The organism is Streptomyces sp. NPDC055103, from assembly GCF_053607625.1.
Genome location: NZ_JBSGTX010000082.1, coordinates 1 through 16,251 on the forward strand (window position 1 = coordinate 1; position 16,251 = coordinate 16,251).

The window sequence follows — 16,251 nt, forward strand, 5'->3', positions numbered from 1 at the left end:
TTCGTGAAGAGCTCGATCTGGGCCAGCGTCTGGTCCGCGAAGGAGTTCGACATGACGAAGGAGGGGTGGCCGGTCGCGTTGCCGAGGTTCAGCAGACGGCCCTCGGAGAGGACGATCAGGACCTTGCCGTCGGGGTAGGTCCAGGTGTGGACCTGCGGCTTGACCTCGTCCTTGACGACGCCCGGGGTGTTGGCGAGGCCGGCCATGTCGATCTCGTTGTCGAAGTGGCCGATGTTGCCGACGATGGCCTGGTGCTTCATCTTGGCCATGTCGGCGGCCATGATGATGTCCTTGTTGCCGGTCGTGGTGATGAAGATGTCGGCGGTCTCGACGACGTCCTGGAGGGTCGTGACCTGGTAGCCGTCCATGGCCGCCTGGAGCGCGCAGATCGGGTCGATCTCGGTGATGATGACGCGCGCGCCCTGGCCGCGGAGGGACTCGGCGCAGCCCTTGCCGACGTCGCCGTAGCCGCAGACGACGGCGGTCTTGCCGCCGATGAGGACGTCGGTGGCGCGGTTGATGCCGTCGATGAGGGAGTGGCGGCAGCCGTACTTGTTGTCGAACTTCGACTTCGTCACGGCGTCGTTCACGTTGATCGCCGGGAAGAGCAGCGCGCCGTCACGGTGCATCTCGTACAGGCGGTGGACGCCCGTCGTGGTCTCCTCGGTCACGCCGCGGATCTCGGACGCCAGCTGGGTCCACTTCTGCGGGTTCTCGGTGAGGGTGCGGTTGAGGAGACGGAGGATGTGGCCGTACTCCTCGCTGTCCGCGGTGGACGGGTCCGGGGCGGAGCCGGCCTTCTCGAACTCGACGCCCTTGTGGACGAGGAGGGTGGCGTCACCACCGTCGTCGAGGATCATGTTCGGGCCGCCGGTGGGCGTGTTCGGCCAGGTCAGCGCCTGCTCCGTGCACCACCAGTACTCCTCCAGGGTCTCGCCCTTCCAGGCGAAGACCGGGACGCCCTGGGGGTTCTCCGGGGTGCCGTTCGGGCCGACGGCGATGGCCGCGGCGGCGTGGTCCTGGGTGGAGAAGATGTTGCAGGAGGCCCAGCGGACCTCGGCGCCGAGCGCGACGAGCGTCTCGATGAGGACGGCGGTCTGCACGGTCATGTGCAGGGAGCCGGTGACGCGGGCGCCGGCGAGCGGCTGCTGCTCGGCGTACTCGCGGCGGATCGACATCAGGCCGGGCATCTCGTGCTCGGCGAGGGTGATCTCCTTGCGGCCGAAGACGGCGAGGGAGAGGTCGGCGACCTTGAAGTCCTGATGGGCGGCAGTCGTCATGACTGTGCTGCTCCTCGTGTGGTGGGAGTGCGAGGGTCGGTTGGCGCCTGGGCACCACGGGAGGGCCCTGGGCACACGAATGCCCGGGCGGTTCCACGGTGCCGTCGTCGGAGGCCCTCTCTCCCTCGGCCGGTCCGCTGGACCGCCCGACCGCCATCAGCAGCGACGTCTGGCTGATCTCGAATCTACACCGATCGGTGCGGCGGCCCACAGTCCGCGTCGGGGGCAGTTCGGGCCGGTTCACGTCAGTTCTGGCCAGCCGTGGCCCGTTCTGGCCTGATCCACTCGGCGCGGCACCACGAAGCCCCCGGGACCGGGAGGTCTCGGGGGCCTGGTGGTGGTGGCGGGGCCAGTGGCCCGCGCGGGTGGGTCAGTGGGCGGAGCCGCCCAGGGTCTTGGCCGGGTTCTCGCCGGCCGCGGCCGCGGGCTCGCTGTAGACGTCCGGCTCCAGGTAGATCACCCGGGCGATCGGGACGGCAGCGCGGATGCGCTCCTCGGCGGCGTTGATGGCGTTGGCCACGTCGGTCGCTGTGTCGTCGTGGCGGACGGCGACCTTGGCCGCGACCAGGAGCTCCTCGGGGCCGAGGTGGAGCGTGCGCATGTGGATGAGGCGGGTGACGGTGTCGCCGTCGACGACGGCCGCCTCGATCTTCTTGACCTCGTCGACACCGGCGGACTCGCCGAGGAGCAGCGACTTGGTCTCGGCCGCGAGCACGATCGCGATGACGATGAGCAGGACGCCGATGCAGAGGGTGCCGATGCCGTCCCAGACGCCGTTGCCGGTGCCGAGGGCGAGGCCGACGCCGGCGAGGGCGAGTACGAGACCGACGAGGGCGCCGAGGTCCTCCAGGAGGACGACGGGGAGCTCGGGGGCCTTCGCCCGGCGGACGAACTCCTTCCAGGAGAGGCCGCCGCGGACCTCGTTCGACTCCTTGATGGCCGTGCGGAAGGAGAAGGACTCGGCGATGATCGCGAAGACGAGGACGCCGACCGGCCAGTACCAGGCCTCGATGGCGTGCGGGTCCTTGATCTTCTCGTAGCCCTCGTAGATGGCGAACATGCCACCGACGGAGAAGAGCACGATCGAGACGAGGAAGGCGTAGATGTAGCGCTCACGGCCGTAGCCGAAGGGGTGCTGCGGGGTCGCCTCGCGCTGGGCCTTCTTGCCGCCGAGGAGCAGCAGGCCCTGGTTGCCGGAGTCGGCGAGCGAGTGCACGCTCTCCGCGAGCATCGAGGACGACCCACTGAAGAGGTACGCCACGAACTTGGCTACCGCGATCGCGAGATTGGCGGCAAGTGCCGCCACGATCGCCTTGGTTCCGCCTGACGCGCTCATGGGTGTACGAGGTCCCTTCGTCGATGCTCCGGCTCTGTCACCGAGGTTCGGCCGGTCATTCTCGCATCAGGCCACGACGGTCGCGCGGAAGACCGTGCCCGCTCCGGACAGCTCGGTCTTCTCGCCCGCCGGTACGAAGACGGACTCCCCGCGGGAGAGGGTGACTTCGCCGGCCTTGGGGCGGCCCGCGACGGCGAGCAGGATCTGCGGTGTGGGGGCGGTGACGTCGGTCGGGGCGGCGCCCTCCGCCCGTACGAGACGGGAGAGGCGGAACTCGTCGATCGGGGTGTCGTAGACCTCCTCCCCCGAGGGGGAGGCCTCGGGGCGCAGGACGCCGGGGTCGTGGGGCTCGAAGCGGACGACCCGCAGGAGTTCGGGGACGTCGACGTGCTTGGGGGTGAGGCCGCAGCGCAGCACGTTGTCGGAGTTGGCCATGATCTCGACGCCCATGCCGTCGAGATAGGCGTGCGGGACGCCCGCGCCCAGGTACAGCGCCTCGCCGGGCTGGAGCAGGACGTGGTTGAGCAACATGGCGGCGATGACGCCGGGGTCGCTCGGGTAGTGGTGGGCGAGGGTCGCGAACGGCTGGTGGGCGCCGCCCAGGCGGTCGGCGGCCGCGGCGGCCTCGGCGACGGTGTCCGCCATCTCCTCGCGGTCGGCGGTCAGCAGGGCCGTCAGGACCTCGCGGAGTGCCGCCTCTTCGGGGTGGGCGTGGAGGAGGTCCACGTACGGCTTGAGGGAGTCGACGCCCAGCGCGGCGATGAGGTCGGCGGCCTCGGTGGGGGCGCGGAAGCCGCACAGTCCTTCGAAGGGGGTGAGGGCGCAGATCAGTTCGGGCTTGTGGTTCGCGTCCTTGTACGTGCGGTGCGGGGCGTCGACGGGGATGCCCGCGGCCTCCTCGGCGGCGAAGCCGGCGCGGGCCTGGTCCAGGTCGGGGTGGACCTGGAGGGAGAGCGGGGCTCCGGCGGCGAGGACCTTGAGCAGGAAGGGGAGGCGCGGGCCGAACTTCTCGACGGCGGGGGCGCCCAGTTCGCGTACGGGGTCGGCGTCGATCAGGTCGTTGAGCGGGCCGCGCTCGGTGCGGGAGGGGGCGCCGGGGTGGGCGCCCATCCACATCTCGGCCTGGGGTTCGCCGGTCGGGGCGGTGCCGAGGAGTGCGGGGATGGCCGTCGGGGACCCCCAGGCGTAGGGGCGGACGGTGTTGACGAGGCGGTCCATGGTGCCTGCCAGCTCCTCGGGGTGGTGACGGATGGTGAGGGGTGTCGGATGACAGGTGACAGGGGGCGGATGACGGGTGGGTGAAGGGGTGGGGGGTGGGGTGGTGACGGGGTGATGGACGCGGTGGGTGGTGCGGTGGGGTTTGCGGTGTGGTGCGGTGGTGCGGTGGGTCGCGTCTCAGTGGGGGCCGTGGTCCGGGCGGCCCGGGGTCGCCAGGGCGAGGTAGACGGCAGCGAAGTCGGTCACGGCGAGCAGTTCGGCCAGGGTCTCCAGGTCGCCGCCCTCCTCCGGTTCCAGTTCGCTGATCGCCGTCTCGTGGCCGAGGGCCAGCTCCCTCGCCGCCGGGGCCGCGGTCAGGCCGTCGGCCGGCCTGTCGCGCAGCAGGACGACCCTGGCGCGCAGGGCCTGCGGCTCCTCCACCCGGTCGCGGAAGAAGTCGTCGGGGTCGGCGCCGGCCGCGTAGTCGCCCGCGAGCAGCACGCCGTGCGCGGGGAGGGCCTCGGGGAGTTCCGCCGCGAGCGCGGGCAGGCCCGCGAGCTCGGCGAGGACGCTCGCGAAGCGGCGGCCCGCGGGGCCCGCCGCGTTGCCCTCGGTCCAGATCAGCGGGAGCGAGTCGGCGAGTTCGGCGGCGAGGGTCTTGGCCGGGTTGCTGTACGTGGCGATGGCCGGGCCGCAGCGCTCGGCGGTCCGGTCGAGGCGGTCGGCGACCTTCTCCAGGGCCTCCGGCGGCGCCTCGATCAGGCCGACCCGGTCGAGGAGCGCGAGCAGTGGGGTGAACAGCGCCCACAGGGCGCCGGGGCTCGCCGCGAGGCTCTCCGCGTACTCGTCGGGCGCCTCGTTCGGGGTGGTGGCCATCGGGACGAACAGGCCGTGCGAGCCGACGACCGCTTCGGCGAGCGGGGAGGCCTTGGGGGCGACGGCGGCGACCGTGATGCCGCGGCGGTACGCCTGCTCGGCGAGGAGCGCGAGGCCCGGTTCCGAGCCGTCGGTGGTGGGCAGCAGGAGCAGGTCCACCGAGCCCGCCCAGCCGGGCAGGGCCCAGCGCAGTGCGCCCGCCGCGGGGGCGACGCCGGTCGGCTGGAGCCGTACGACGGGGGCGGAGGCTCCGGCGAGGGCGCCGATCAGGTCCGCGACGCCCGCGGCGGCGGTGCCGGGGCCCGCGACGAGGACCGCGCGGGGGCGGCCCTCGGGGCGCAGGTCGGCGATGCCGGCCTCGCTGGCGTGGCGGGCGGCCGTCCGTACCCGGGCGCCTGCTTCGGCGGCGCCGCGGAGGAGGCCGCGGCGGTCGGCCAGGGCGAGGGCGTCCGGTGCGTCGAGGAGGGTCTCGTCGAGCATGTGGCGGTGCCTCCCGGGTGGGTGCGGGGTGTCTTCGGGCGGGGGGTGGTGGTGTGCCCTGCCTTCGGCAGGGCTTTTGGTGTTCCCATCCGCACCACCCGTGCGGCTGGGATGACAGAGGTGCGGGTCCTCCCGGGAGTGGTACCCGCCGTCGGCGGCGAGTCCTCCGGGTGCGAAGGACGGGAAGGCCCGGGGCTCGGACCGTCCGTTGCCGTCGGACCGCCGTCGGCCTCGGTCGTCGCCTCGGTCGTCGCCTCGGGCGAGCTGCCGGGTCCGGCGGCGGTGCCCTCGGCTCGTCGTGGAGCAGGCTGCTTCGGCGGTCCGCCGTCCGTGGGACGACGGGCGGACGGGGCTCCCTGCGGCTGCGGGGCATCGCGCCGCAGGGCGGGCGAGGGTCGGTCCGGGGTAGTGGCCCGGTGGGGGTGACCGCGTGGGGGTGCCGCGGCGCGCTCCCGGCTGCGTCGCCCCGGGCGGTGCGGGAGGCTCGTCGCGGCCTCTCGGCCGGGCGGCGTGGCGGTGCGTCGTTCGCCCGACAGCGCGCTGCGCCCCCCTGTCAGCGGGGCCGGCGTCGCCCGGTCGCCCGTGCCCGACGGCACCGTGCGGTGGATCGTGCGCGGAGGCGTCGTTCCGTGGCCCGGCCCCCGGGGTGTCTGGTGTGTTCCGGGGCCGGGTGTCGGGGGGCTCGGGGCGGGGAGCACCGGTGGGTCAGGCCGGGCGGCGGGCCTCGTCGGTGAGGAGGACCGGGATGCCGTCTCGGACCGGGTACGCGAGGCCGCAGTCCGTGCCGGTGCAGACCAGTTCGGGGGTCTCGTCCGCCGTGCGGTCGTTCAGCGGAGCGTGGCACGCGGGGCACGCCAGGATCTCCAGGAGGCCGGCTTCGAGCGGCATGGGGTGTCCCTTCGAACAAACGGTGGTGGTGCTGCCCTACGGGCCAGGTCAGCCTACCGCCGGGGGACGGGGGGCGCGGCTCGGCGGCCGTGCCGTCCGTTCCCCGGCGGGGTGGTGTCAGACGGTCGCCCGGACCAGGGCCAGGACCTCGTCGCGGACCTTGGTCATGGTGGCCTCGTCGCGGGCCTCGACGTTGAGGCGGAGCAGCGGCTCGGTGTTGGAGGCGCGGAGGTTGAACCACCAGTCGGCGGCGGTGACCGTGAGGCCGTCGAGGTCGTCGAAGGTGACCCCGTCCACGGCGGCGTACGTCGCCCTGACCTTCGCCGTGCTGGCCGTCTGGTCGGCGACCGTGGAGTTGATCTCGCCCGATGAGGCGTAGCGGTCGTAGGCGGAGACGAGGTCGGAGAGGGTGCCCTCCTGGCCGCCGAGGGCCGCGAGGACGTGGAGCGCGGCGAGCATGCCCGTGTCCGCGTTCCAGAAGTCCTTGAAGTAGTAGTGCGCCGAGTGCTCGCCGCCGAAGATGGCGCCGGTCTTGGCCATCTCCTCCTTGATGAAGGAGTGGCCGACGCGGGTACGGACGGGGGCGCCGCCGTTCTCGCGGACGACCTCGGGCACGGACCAGGAGGTGATCAGGTTGTGGATGATCGTTCCGCCGGGGTTCTTCGCGAGCTCGCGGGCGGCGACGAGGGCCGTGATCGCGGACGGGGAGACCGGCTCGCCGCGCTCGTCGACGACGAAGCAGCGGTCGGCGTCGCCGTCGAAGGCGAGGCCGAGGTCGGCGCCCTCGGCGAGGACGCGGGCCTGGAGGTCGACGATGTTCTTCGGGTCGAGGGGGTTGGCCTCGTGGTTCGGGAAGGTGCCGTCGAGCTCGAAGTACATCGGGACGGTGTCGAGCGGGAGGCCGTCGAAGACCGTGGGGACGGTGTGGCCGCCCATGCCGTTGCCCGCGTCGACGACGACCTTCAGGGGGCGGATCCCGGTGAGGTCGACCAGGCCCGTGAGGTGGGCGGCGTAGTCGTCGAGGGTCTCGCGCTCGGTGATCGTGCCGGGGGTGGCGGCGGCCTCGGGGGCGCCCGTCTCCGTCCACCGCTCGGCGAGGGCGCGGATGTCGGCGAGGCCGGTGTCCTGGCCGACGGGGGCGGCGCCGGCGCGGCACATCTTGATGCCGTTGTACTGGGCCGGGTTGTGGGAGGCCGTGAACATCGCGCCCGGGAGGCCGAGGCTTCCCGAGGCGAAGTACAGCTGGTCGGTGGAGCAGAGCCCGATGAGGGTGACGTCGGCGCCGAGGCGGGACGCGCCACGCGCGAAGGCGGCCGAGAGACCGGGCGACGAGGGCCGCATGTCGTGGCCGACGACGATCGCGTCCGCGTCCGTCACCCGTACGAAGGCGGCGCCGAAGAGCTCCGCGAGCTCCTCGTCCCACTGGTCCGGTACCACTCCGCGGACGTCGTACGCCTTCACGATCTGCGACAGATCGGCAGTCACGGATCACCCTCCTGAGTTCTCGGCACGCGTGTGCGGCGCGTGTAGGAACGCCAAAACTACCCGGAGCGGATCGGGGGTACGCCGACGGTGGCCGGTTGGCGTCAGTTGTCGGGCGAACGGAGCACCCTGAGGTGCCCGCGGCGGCCGACCTCCATGGGGTCCCCGCCACGGCCTCCGCCGCCCTTGCCACCGGGCTCGGCAGCGCGCTCCTGGGGGCGGGCCGCCTCCCGTACCGCGTTGGCCAGGGCTTCGAGATCGTCGCCGCTGGGACGGGCCGGTGCGGAACCGTCGGTGAGCCGCACCACCTCCCAGCCGCGCGGCGCGGTGAGGCGCTCGCTGTGCGGGGCGCACAGGTCGTAGCAGTGGGGCTCGGCGTAGGTGGCGAGCGGGCCGAGGACCGCAGTCGAGTCGGCATAGACGTACGTCAGTGTCGCGACGGCAGGGCGGCCGCACGCGGTGCGCGAACAGCGACGTACAGGGCTCACGACGTTGGACGGTACCGCACTCTTGACCGGGCCGCGACGACTCTCCCTCAGGTCACTCGCCCGTGTCGCGCTGTGACCTCCGACACCCGCTTTCCCGCGGCGGCGGTGCTGACCTGCGGGGGAGGGGGCGTACGGCGAGGGGGGCAGGAGGCGATCCGGACAGTCGGGGATACAAATCCGGTCAACCACGGCCAGATGGCCGATCGCGACACGCTGTCGAATCAGGCGCACGGTTGGCCGGAATGTTCAGGTTTCGACAGTGAGGGTGGGGACGCGGGGGCACCTGGCGAGGATCCGCCACGGTGCGGAATCACCGAGGAGGGTTACGCTGCGTCAGTGATGGACAGTCCTGTGCCGCCGAACCCCTCGCACCCCTCCACGGAGCCCCCGGCGGAGCCTCGGGTCCGCCGCCGCGACCGTCACGGGCGCGGGATGCGGGGCCCGGTCGCCCCGCCTCAGGTGCCGCTCTCCACGAGCCGGGCCGACACCTTCCGCGATCTGGTGCTGGATTCGGTGGAGCGCCTCGAACGGCACTGGCCGCAGCTCGCGGACATCGAGTTCCTCGTGATGGAGGTGCCGCCGCCCGTGCCGGGCGAGACGGTGCCGCTGGGCGGTTCGGCGCCCGCCGAGAAGGGCGAGCCGGCCCGGGTCGTCGTCTACCGGCGGCCGGTCGAGATCCGCTCGAAGAGCCGCGACGAGCGCGCGCTCCTCGTCCACGAGGTGGTCGTGGAGCAGGTCGCCGAGCTCCTCGGGCTCTCCCCCGAGTCGGTCGATCCCCGGTACGGGCAGGACTGACTCCCGCGCACTCCCCCGTACGGGCCGGACTGACTTCCCCGACCCGCCCGGACGGGCCAGACTGACTTCCCCGCCCTTCCCCGTACGGGCCGGACTGACTTCCCCGACCCGCCCGGACGGGCAGGACCGCATCTCCCGCGCCGCCCCGTAAAGGCAGGCCACATGGGGAAGGCCCCGTGAGGGTGGCGGAACCACCCTACGGGGCCTTCCCCTTGTCTGCTCAGTCCCCGAGGACCTTGAGGTCCTGGCGGGCGGTCGGGACCTCGACCGTGCCCCGGTCGTCGACGAGGGGCTGGACCGTGAACATCTGCACGCCGTCCTCCGGCACGGCCAGCATCCGCGCCGCGTGGACCTTGTCGCCCGAGACCGGTTCCACGGTCAGCGCGTAGGCGCCCTTGAGGCCTTCGGGGACCAGGTCGGTCAGGGCCGTGGTCGTCCCCGCCTTGACGGTGACCGTCCTCGACACCGGCGTTCCCCCTTGTGAGCCCGCCGAGGCCGTGACCTTGACCTGGGCGTCGGCGCCGGTCGCCGTGAGGGCAAGCGTCGAGGCCTTGGCGCGGTTGTCGGCGACCGTCGCGCGGGCGGAGATCGCCGCGGTCGCCGGGATGAAGGCGATCTCGGTGTTCTCGCCCTTGCCGCGGACGACCTGGAGGGCGGCCACGACCGGGGTCGGCTTCTTCGGGTCGCTCGGGGTGAGCAGCAGGGAGCCCACCTGGCCCCGGGTGAGGTTGGGCAGGTCGACGGAGGCCGTCATCCCGGACTTCACATGGAGGGTGCCGGCGCCGGCGGGGACGAACGAGCCGGTCGGGGAGGCCAGCTGGATCTTGAGGTCGGCGTCGTCGGCGCCGGGCACGAAGGCCACGAGCCGTACGGAGGTGGCGTCGGCCGGGATGCCGGGGAGCACGGCGGCGGGCGCCGGGTCGGCCGCGGCGGCGAGCCAGTCGCTGCCGAGCTTCTCGTCGGCCGCGCCGACGGCGGCGCCGACGCGCCCGCTGCGCGTGGTGACGTGGACGGTGACGTCCCGCTGGGCACCCTCACCGGTGAGGGTGGAGAGGAGCACCGGGACCGTGGTGCGGGGAGGCACCGGGACGCCATCGGTGAACTGCGACTTGAGGACGCCCTCGGGGCCGTACAGCTCGATGTCGACGACGGCGCCCGTGTCGTCCGGGTTGGTGAGGTGGACGTAGTCCTGGCGCTCCTTGGCGGTGGAGGCCGCCGGGAACCAGAAGTCGGTGTCGGGGGCGCCGCAGCTGAGGCCGAGGAGGCCGCGGGCGCCGCCCGCCGTGACGAGGGTGGTCTGCTGGACGGTCCAGCCGGGGGCGAGGGTGCCGGTCGCCGTGCCGGTGAGGGCGGGCGCGGCGCCGCCGTTCGCCTCGGCTGTCACGGGCTTGCCGGGGGCCGTGACGGTGGCGGGGGCCTTCGGGGCCGTGGCCTTCTTCTTGCCGCCGCCCGAGCTGCCGCCGCGGGTCGCCCCGCTCGCCGCCGGCCTCAACTGGGCCGTGGGCTGCTCCGCCTTGGTGCCGGCGGAGCTGCCCGCCGCGGGCGTGCCGGCCGTCCCCGTCGGGGTGTACGAGGTGTAGACGGTCTCGGCCACCTCCGAGGTGCTGGGGGCCGGGCAGGCCAGGCCCGCGCGCTCCACGGGCAGCCGGGTGGGGGCCTTGGCGGCGGGGGCGGCGGCGCCGTCCGGGGTGGTCAGGCCAGCGAAGCCGGTGACGGCGGCGAGGGCCGTGGCGACCGCGATCAGGGAGAGGGTCGTGCGCTTCACTGGTTGCTGCTCCCGTCGGGACGCTGCTCGGTCTCGTGCCCCTGGGGGTACTCGTAGCCGTAGGCGTAGGGGTCGTACTGCTGCTGGGGCTGCTGCTCGTACGGGGTCGGGGCCTGGGGGTCGTACTGCTGCTGGTCGTAGCCCTGGTCGGCGTACTGCTGGGGCTGCTGGTCGTAGCCCTGGTCGGCGTACTGCTGGGGCTGCTGGTCGTAGCCCTGGTCGGCGTACTGCTGGGGCTGCTGGTCGTAGCCCTGCTGGGGGTACGCGTACGGCTGCTGCTGGTACGGGTCGGCCGCGTACTCCTGGTAGTAGCCCTGGTCCGCGTACGGCTGGGCCTGTGTCAGGTCCTGCGCCTGCTCCTGGGCCTCGCCCTCGTGATGGGCGGGCTGGTGCTGGGCGGTCTGGGCGTAGGCCGGGTCGTACCCGCCGCCGTCCCAGGACTGTTCCTGCGGCTCGTACGCCTGCTGCTCCGGGATCGGGGCCGGAATCGGGGCCGGGATCTGCTCCTGGTCCGGCGTCTCGGGCCCGGCGCCCTCGGCGGCGTCCGCCTCGGCGGCGGCGCGGAGGCGGCGCGCGCGGCGGCCGTCGCCGTCGGTCGCCTGCGCGGGGATGGCGAGCTCCTCCTCGGGCAGGTCGTCGTCGATCTCGCGGCGGCGGCCCGGCAGGGCGAGGACGAGCAGGACGACGGCGAGGCCGATCTGCGTCCAGGTCCACACGGTGCGGCTGAGCGGCTGGTCGTGCGTGAGGTCGAGGCGGCCGCCCTGGGCGGGGAGTTCGAAGCCCTGGGCCCAGCCGTCGACGGTGGTCCTCGTCAGCTCCTTGCCGTCGAGGGTGGCGGTCCAGCCATCGTCGGCGCGGTCGGCGACGCGCAGGACGCGGCCCGCGGGGCCGGCCGGGACGTCGGTGTGCGCCTCGACGGGTCCCGCGGCGACGGCGACGGGCTTCGCGGCCCCGGCCGGGTCGGCCGTCCTCGTCCCGCTGTCCGCGGTCTTCGCGGCCGGCGGGACGATCATGATCCGGGCGATCTCGCGGTCCACGCGCCAGAGCGCGCTGCCGTCGAGCTGGCTGAGGCGGCTCAGGCCGGGGGTCGTGTCGAGGACGCGGCTCATCTGGCGCGGCGCCCCGTCCCGTACGAGGACGTAGCGGATCGCGTAGCCGCTGAGCTCCTGGGTCTGGTCGGCGCCGGAACCGGCCACGAGATGGGCGACGACCTCGTCGAGGCGCGGGTCGGTCTCGGCGGCCTCGGTCAGTTCGCCGTCGCCGAGGCGGGCGCCGGAGCCGCGGACCAGGGTGTACGCGACCTCGCCGGGCGAGGTGCCGCCGAGGACGAGGGTGCGGGGCTGGTCGCGGGTGCCGCTCTCCTCGGCGACGAAGGCCGGGACCTGGACCGGGTCGCGCCGGGTCAGCGGGCCGTCGGCGCCGGCGATCATCCAGCCTGCGGCGGCGACGGCGGGGCCGACGGCGCAGGCGAGGGCGATGAGGGCGGCGACGGGCTGGCGCCAGCCGAAGCCGTGGGCGGCGACGCGGGTGCGGCCGCCCTCGGCGCCGATCATGCCGGCGGCGATGAGCGCGGCGCCGTAGACGAGGGTCGCGGGGCCGGCCCAGCCGGTGCCGCCCGCGCCGTTGGAGAGGACGGCGAAGAGGAGTCCGGCGAGGGCCGCCGCCCAGGCGGCGAGGACGGCGAACCGGCGCTCCTCGCGCAGGAGCCCGGCCAGGGCCGCGAGGACGAGGCCGATCAGGAGGAGGCCGCCGGTGGTGCCGGGGCCGCCGGGACTCGTCCCGAGCAGGTCGAGCGCGGTGGCCGTGCCCGTACGGACGTCGAGACCGGCCTCGCGCAGGAAGGCGGCGGGGTCGGTGAGCAGGGACAGCGACCAGGGCGCGAGGACGAGGACCGGTGTGCCGACGGCGGCGAGGAAGCGGAGCCCGTACGCGGTGATGTCGGTGCGGTGGACGGCGAGGACGCCGATGCCGAGGACGACGGCGAGCGGCCACACGATCGGGGTGAACGCCGTCGCGAAGGTGAGCAGGAAGGCGTACGCCCAGGTGGCGCGCCAGCTGCCGCGGTCGGGCCGGTTGAAGCCGTGGGCGGCGACGGCGGCGCGGGCGATCAGCGGGAGCAGGATCGCGAGGACGGCGGTGCCGAGCCGGCCGGTGGCGAGGGCTCCGGTGGCGGCGGGCAGGAACGCGTACGCGACGGCGCCCCACGCGCGCAGGAGCCGGGACTCGACGATCGGGCGGGCGGCGAAGTACGCGGTGAAGCCGGCCAGCGGGACCGAGCAGACGAGCAGCAGGGTCAGCGCGGTGGACGTGGAGCCGAGGAAGGCCGCGGAGAGCGCGGCCAGGACGGCGAGGTAGGGCGGGGCGGTCTGGGTGCCGCCGGTGCCGAGGGCGTGCCAGGCGTCGGCGTACCGCGACCAGAGGTCGGAGACGGTGTCGGGGGCGGGCAGCAGGGCGCCGCCGGCCAGCGAGCCGCCCGCGAAGAGGTTGCGGCAGGCGACGAGGGAGATGAGGAGCAGGAGGCCGAAGAGGACGGGCCCGGGCTTGCGGGCGATCTTCTTGAGCCGGGCGAACTGCTCGATCTCCAGGAAGTCGGCGTCGTCGCCGCCGGGGCCCGACTCGACGACGCCGTGGCGGGAGCCGCCGGAGTCGGCCTCGGAGCCGCCGACGTTGGCGGCGAGCTGTTCGACGGCGGCGCGGACGGTGGCGCCGGGCGGAGGGAAGAGGGGGCGGAGCTCGCTCGCCGCGACGGCCGCGTTCTTGCGGCGCTTGCGGGCGGCGAGGATCTTCTCGGGGCGCAGGAGGGTGGCGAGGAGGCCCGTGACCTCGTCGACGGCCTGGCCGGGGACCTTGCCGACGAGCGAGGCGAGGGTGCGGACCAGGGTGCTGAGGACGAGGCGCAGGAGGACGTACGAGAGGGTGCGGCCCGGGGTGTTGGCGAGGAGCGCGTAGACGGCGCCCGCCTTGTCGACGCGGTGCGGGCTGGCGGCCGTGCGGCCGGCGCAGTCGACGGTGCGGCGCTCGCGGGCGGAGGCCTCGGCGTGCCGGAGGACGGCGTCGGGGGCGATGAGGACGCGGTGGCCCGCGGAGTGGGCGCGCCAGCAGAGGTCGACGTCGTCGCGCATGAGGGGCAGGCGGCGGTCGAAGCCGCCGAGCTCCTCGAAGACGTCGCGGCGGACGAGCATGCCGGCGGTGGAGACGGAGAGGACGGAGCGGACCTGGTCGTGCTGGCCCTGGTCCTGCTCGCGCCGGTCGAGTCCGGTCCAGCGGCGGCCGCTGTGGGCGATGGAGACGCCGACCTCGAGGAGCTGCTTGCGGTCGTACCAGCCGCGCAGCTTGGGGCCGATGACGGCGGCGTACGCGTCGGAGTCGGCGACGCGCAGGAGTTCGGCGAGGGCGCCGGGCTCGGGGGCGCAGTCGTCGTGCAGCAGCCAGAGCCACTGGACCGGTTCGCCGTGCGGGAGTTCCGGGAGGTCGTAGGCGTCGTCGTTCCACGTCCGGCTGACGGGGTCCCAGCCGCTCGGGCGCTTCAGGTACGGCAGGTCCTCGGGTCCCAGGACGGGGGCCGTGCGGGCCGCCTCCTCGACGGCGGTGCCGAAGCCGGTGCGGCGCGCGAGGTGCAGGACGCGGTCGGGGCCGATGGCGTCGGCGACGAGCCGCGCGGAGTCGTCGGCGCTGCCGGTGTCGGCGGCGACGACGTTCTGCACGGGGCGTTCCTGGGCGAGCAGCCCGGCGAGGGCGTCCGGCAGCCAGCGGGCGCCGTCGTGGGTGACGAGCACGGCGGTGACGACGTGTCGCGGAAACTCAGGAGTTGAGGACATCGAGCTACGGGCCCTCCGGCCGGGGTCGCCCGCGGGGGGCGTGGGGTGCGTCTCGGACGGAGGCCCACACTAACGGCTGTGCGTGGAGCGGTCCGCCCTGTGGACCGCGCCTGTGGACGCCGCCCTGTGGACAGAGCACGCAGAACGGTCCGCCGCCTGTGGACGGAGCACAGGGGGCGGACCGTTCGTCATGTCCTGGTGCGCGCGCTTGCGCGCGCGGGGCCCGGAAGGCTTCGGGAGCCGTTCCGCGGCGGGGGTTCGGGCCGGGGCCCGGGACCGGGTCCGGCTCAGACTGCGGCCTTCTTCAGGCGGCGTCGCTCGCGCTCGGAGAGGCCGCCCCAGATGCCGAACCGCTCGTCGTTCTGCAGGGCGTATTCGAGGCACTCGGAGCGGACCTCGCAGGCGAGGCAGACCTTCTTGGCCTCGCGGGTCGAGCCGCCCTTCTCGGGGAAGAAGGACTCGGGATCGGTCTGGGCGCACAGCGCGCGCTCCTGCCAGCCGAGTTCCTCGTCCGCGTCCTCGACCAGCAGTTCCTGGAACAACTCGGTCATGTGCGCCCCTCGTCTGTTCTGTGCGTCCCCGTGATGTTGCCGTTACCGAACCCGGCCGAACGACACGAGTGAAATTACAAGTTCGTGCTCTGTGCGAGTCAAGCCGAGATCTGCTATTGGGCCCCGTATTCACTCTGCGGAACCAAGCCTATGCGGAAAGTGTTCAAATCACCAAAAACGTGACACATGCCGCCAGTCTGGCCGTACCGCACAGGCCCCTCGCAGGGAAGGACGTCCGAAACTTGGATCTTGTTGCGATCCAGCCATGGAAGCGACCCGGATCACACACTCCGGTGACGGAGAGTGACAAGCGAGCCAGGGCTCACCGCGTGGGCGCCGCCATGTTTACGAGCACGGTTGAAGCGCCATCTCTCCTGGTCCGCACCTGAACAAACCTTTCTCCGGGCACTGTAACCGGATGAGGTGAAACATTACCGCCAAATCGGGCATTGAGTTGACAGTCGGGTCCCCTTCCCGCCACCTTTGGTGGCATGCCAGCGACCACTGCGACCGCCGCGACCCACGCCCGTGGGTTCCGCCGCGCTGTCCAGGCCAGCTGTTGCTGTTGTTGTTCCAGCTGTTGATGCCGTCGAGCTCCAGCTTCTTCCCTCCAGCGTCACCCAGCGTCACTTCGCGTCACGCCTGATCGCGCCATTCGCGTCACCGCGTCGTTCGCGTCACTGATCTCCGCGACCCCCACCGCTTCTGTTTCTGCTGAGGAACCTCCCCACCCATGAACATGGACAGCGACCTTCAGATCGCCGGCGACATCCTCGAGGTCCCGCACCTCCTCCAGCCCGAGCGCGCCCACCCCGAAACCGTGGCCGAGTTCGCCGGACTCGCGCGCGCCATCGCCGACGACCGCTCCCAGTGGGCCCCGTACGTCGAGTACGACGCCACGACCCGCTGGTACCACCGGCTGCGCACGGGCCCCGGCTACGAGGTGTGGCTGCTCTCCTGGGTGCCGGGCCAGGGCAGCGGGCTCCACGACCACGGCCTCTCCTCCGGCGTCCTGACCGTCCTGGAGGGCCGGTTGACGGAGCGTACGGACCGGGGCGCGCGGACGCTCGACGGCGGCGCGCAGCGCGTGTTCGCGCCGGGGTACGTCCACGAGGTCGTCAACGACTCCCTCGAACCGGCCGTCAGCCTGCACGTCTACTTCCCCGGTCTGACGGACATGCCGATGCACGAGTCGGTCCAGGCGCAGTGCGCGTCGGGCTCCGCCGCGCTCGGTTCGCCCTCCCCCGGCGCCCCGGCCGCCCCGGCCGCCCCGGGTGTCGTCGTCGCCTGACAGA

12 protein-coding genes are annotated in these 16,251 nt (G+C 73.3%); 2 read left to right on the forward strand and 10 right to left on the reverse strand.

What is annotated here, in order from left to right; genetic code table 11:
• The 7 genes from ahcY to ACWFR1_RS34875 all read right to left on the reverse strand — a co-directional run.
• Positions 1–1,280, reverse strand: a 1,280-nt coding sequence (gene ahcY / locus ACWFR1_RS34845; RefSeq protein WP_453558545.1) for an adenosylhomocysteinase, incomplete at its 3' end; no start/stop codon positions are given.
• Positions 1,281–1,650: 370 nt separating this feature from the next.
• Positions 1,651–2,616 carry a cation diffusion facilitator family transporter gene (locus tag ACWFR1_RS34850; RefSeq protein WP_453558548.1) on the reverse strand — a complete coding sequence of 322 codons (966 nt, stop codon included), beginning with the start codon at positions 2,614–2,616 and terminating at the stop codon, positions 1,651–1,653.
• Positions 2,617–2,682: 66 nt separating this feature from the next.
• Entirely contained in the window at positions 2,683–3,834 is a 1,152-nt protein-coding gene (manA, locus tag ACWFR1_RS34855; RefSeq protein WP_453558550.1) for a mannose-6-phosphate isomerase, class I, read from the reverse strand.
• A 177-nt stretch (positions 3,835–4,011) separates the two neighbouring features.
• Positions 4,012–5,169 carry an SIS domain-containing protein gene (locus tag ACWFR1_RS34860; protein WP_453558553.1) on the reverse strand — a complete coding sequence of 386 codons (1,158 nt, stop codon included), beginning with the start codon at positions 5,167–5,169 and terminating at the stop codon, positions 4,012–4,014.
• A 705-nt stretch (positions 5,170–5,874) separates the two neighbouring features.
• The gene (locus ACWFR1_RS34865; protein ID WP_030221689.1) at positions 5,875–6,057 is read right to left on the reverse strand and encodes a Trm112 family protein; all 183 of its coding nucleotides are present in this window, start codon (positions 6,055–6,057) and stop codon (positions 5,875–5,877) included.
• 117 nt (positions 6,058–6,174) lie between these two features.
• Positions 6,175–7,542 carry a phosphomannomutase/phosphoglucomutase gene (locus ACWFR1_RS34870; protein ID WP_453558556.1) on the reverse strand — a complete coding sequence of 456 codons (1,368 nt, stop codon included), beginning with the start codon at positions 7,540–7,542 and terminating at the stop codon, positions 6,175–6,177.
• 101 nt (positions 7,543–7,643) lie between these two features.
• Complete coding sequence (locus ACWFR1_RS34875) at positions 7,644–8,078, reverse strand: DUF3499 domain-containing protein (protein ID WP_453558609.1); 435 nt, start codon at positions 8,076–8,078, stop codon at positions 7,644–7,646.
• A gap of 288 nt (positions 8,079–8,366) precedes the next feature.
• On the opposite strand from ACWFR1_RS34875, the gene ACWFR1_RS34880 reads away from it, so the two are divergent.
• Complete coding sequence (locus ACWFR1_RS34880) at positions 8,367–8,822, forward strand: metallopeptidase family protein (RefSeq protein WP_376413275.1); 456 nt, start codon at positions 8,367–8,369, stop codon at positions 8,820–8,822.
• Positions 8,823–9,042: 220 nt separating this feature from the next.
• Here ACWFR1_RS34880 and ACWFR1_RS34885 read toward each other — a convergent pair whose 3' ends face one another.
• The 3 genes from ACWFR1_RS34885 to ACWFR1_RS34895 all read right to left on the reverse strand — a co-directional run bounded on the left by ACWFR1_RS34885 (position 9,043) and on the right by ACWFR1_RS34895 (position 14,956).
• Positions 9,043–10,587 carry a DUF5719 family protein gene (locus ACWFR1_RS34885; protein ID WP_453558559.1) on the reverse strand — a complete coding sequence of 515 codons (1,545 nt, stop codon included), beginning with the start codon at positions 10,585–10,587 and terminating at the stop codon, positions 9,043–9,045.
• Positions 10,584–14,405: a glycosyltransferase family 2 protein gene (locus ACWFR1_RS34890; RefSeq protein ID WP_453558562.1), complete on the reverse strand. Its 3,822-nt coding sequence runs from the start codon at positions 14,403–14,405 to the stop codon at positions 10,584–10,586. Before ACWFR1_RS34890 ends, ACWFR1_RS34885 begins: the two co-directional genes overlap by 4 nt.
• A gap of 287 nt (positions 14,406–14,692) precedes the next feature.
• A complete protein-coding gene (locus tag ACWFR1_RS34895; RefSeq protein ID WP_015033978.1) occupies positions 14,693–14,956 on the reverse strand; it encodes a WhiB family transcriptional regulator in 264 nt (87 codons plus the stop codon).
• Positions 14,957–15,689: 733 nt separating this feature from the next.
• Here ACWFR1_RS34895 and ACWFR1_RS34900 point away from each other — a divergent pair.
• Complete coding sequence (locus ACWFR1_RS34900) at positions 15,690–16,247, forward strand: cysteine dioxygenase (RefSeq protein WP_453558564.1); 558 nt, start codon at positions 15,690–15,692, stop codon at positions 16,245–16,247.
• The last annotated feature ends 4 nt before the right edge of the window (positions 16,248–16,251 follow it).

Excerpts from the sequence above, each read along its gene's own strand:
- ACWFR1_RS34850 (WP_453558548.1), bottom strand. The coding sequence starts at position 2,616 with ATGAGCGCGTCAGGCGGAACCAAGGCGATCGTGGCGGCACTTGCCGCC.
- manA (WP_453558550.1), bottom strand. The coding sequence starts at position 3,834 with ATGGACCGCCTCGTCAACACCGTCCGCCCCTACGCCTGGGGGTCCCCG.
- ACWFR1_RS34860 (WP_453558553.1), bottom strand. The coding sequence starts at position 5,169 with ATGCTCGACGAGACCCTCCTCGACGCACCGGACGCCCTCGCCCTGGCC.
- ACWFR1_RS34865 (WP_030221689.1), bottom strand. The coding sequence starts at position 6,057 with ATGCCGCTCGAAGCCGGCCTCCTGGAGATCCTGGCGTGCCCCGCGTGC.
- ACWFR1_RS34880 (WP_376413275.1), top strand. The coding sequence starts at position 8,367 with ATGGACAGTCCTGTGCCGCCGAACCCCTCGCACCCCTCCACGGAGCCC.
- ACWFR1_RS34890 (WP_453558562.1), bottom strand. The coding sequence starts at position 14,405 with ATGTCCTCAACTCCTGAGTTTCCGCGACACGTCGTCACCGCCGTGCTC.
- ACWFR1_RS34895 (WP_015033978.1), bottom strand. The coding sequence starts at position 14,956 with ATGACCGAGTTGTTCCAGGAACTGCTGGTCGAGGACGCGGACGAGGAA.
- ACWFR1_RS34900 (WP_453558564.1), top strand. The coding sequence starts at position 15,690 with ATGAACATGGACAGCGACCTTCAGATCGCCGGCGACATCCTCGAGGTC.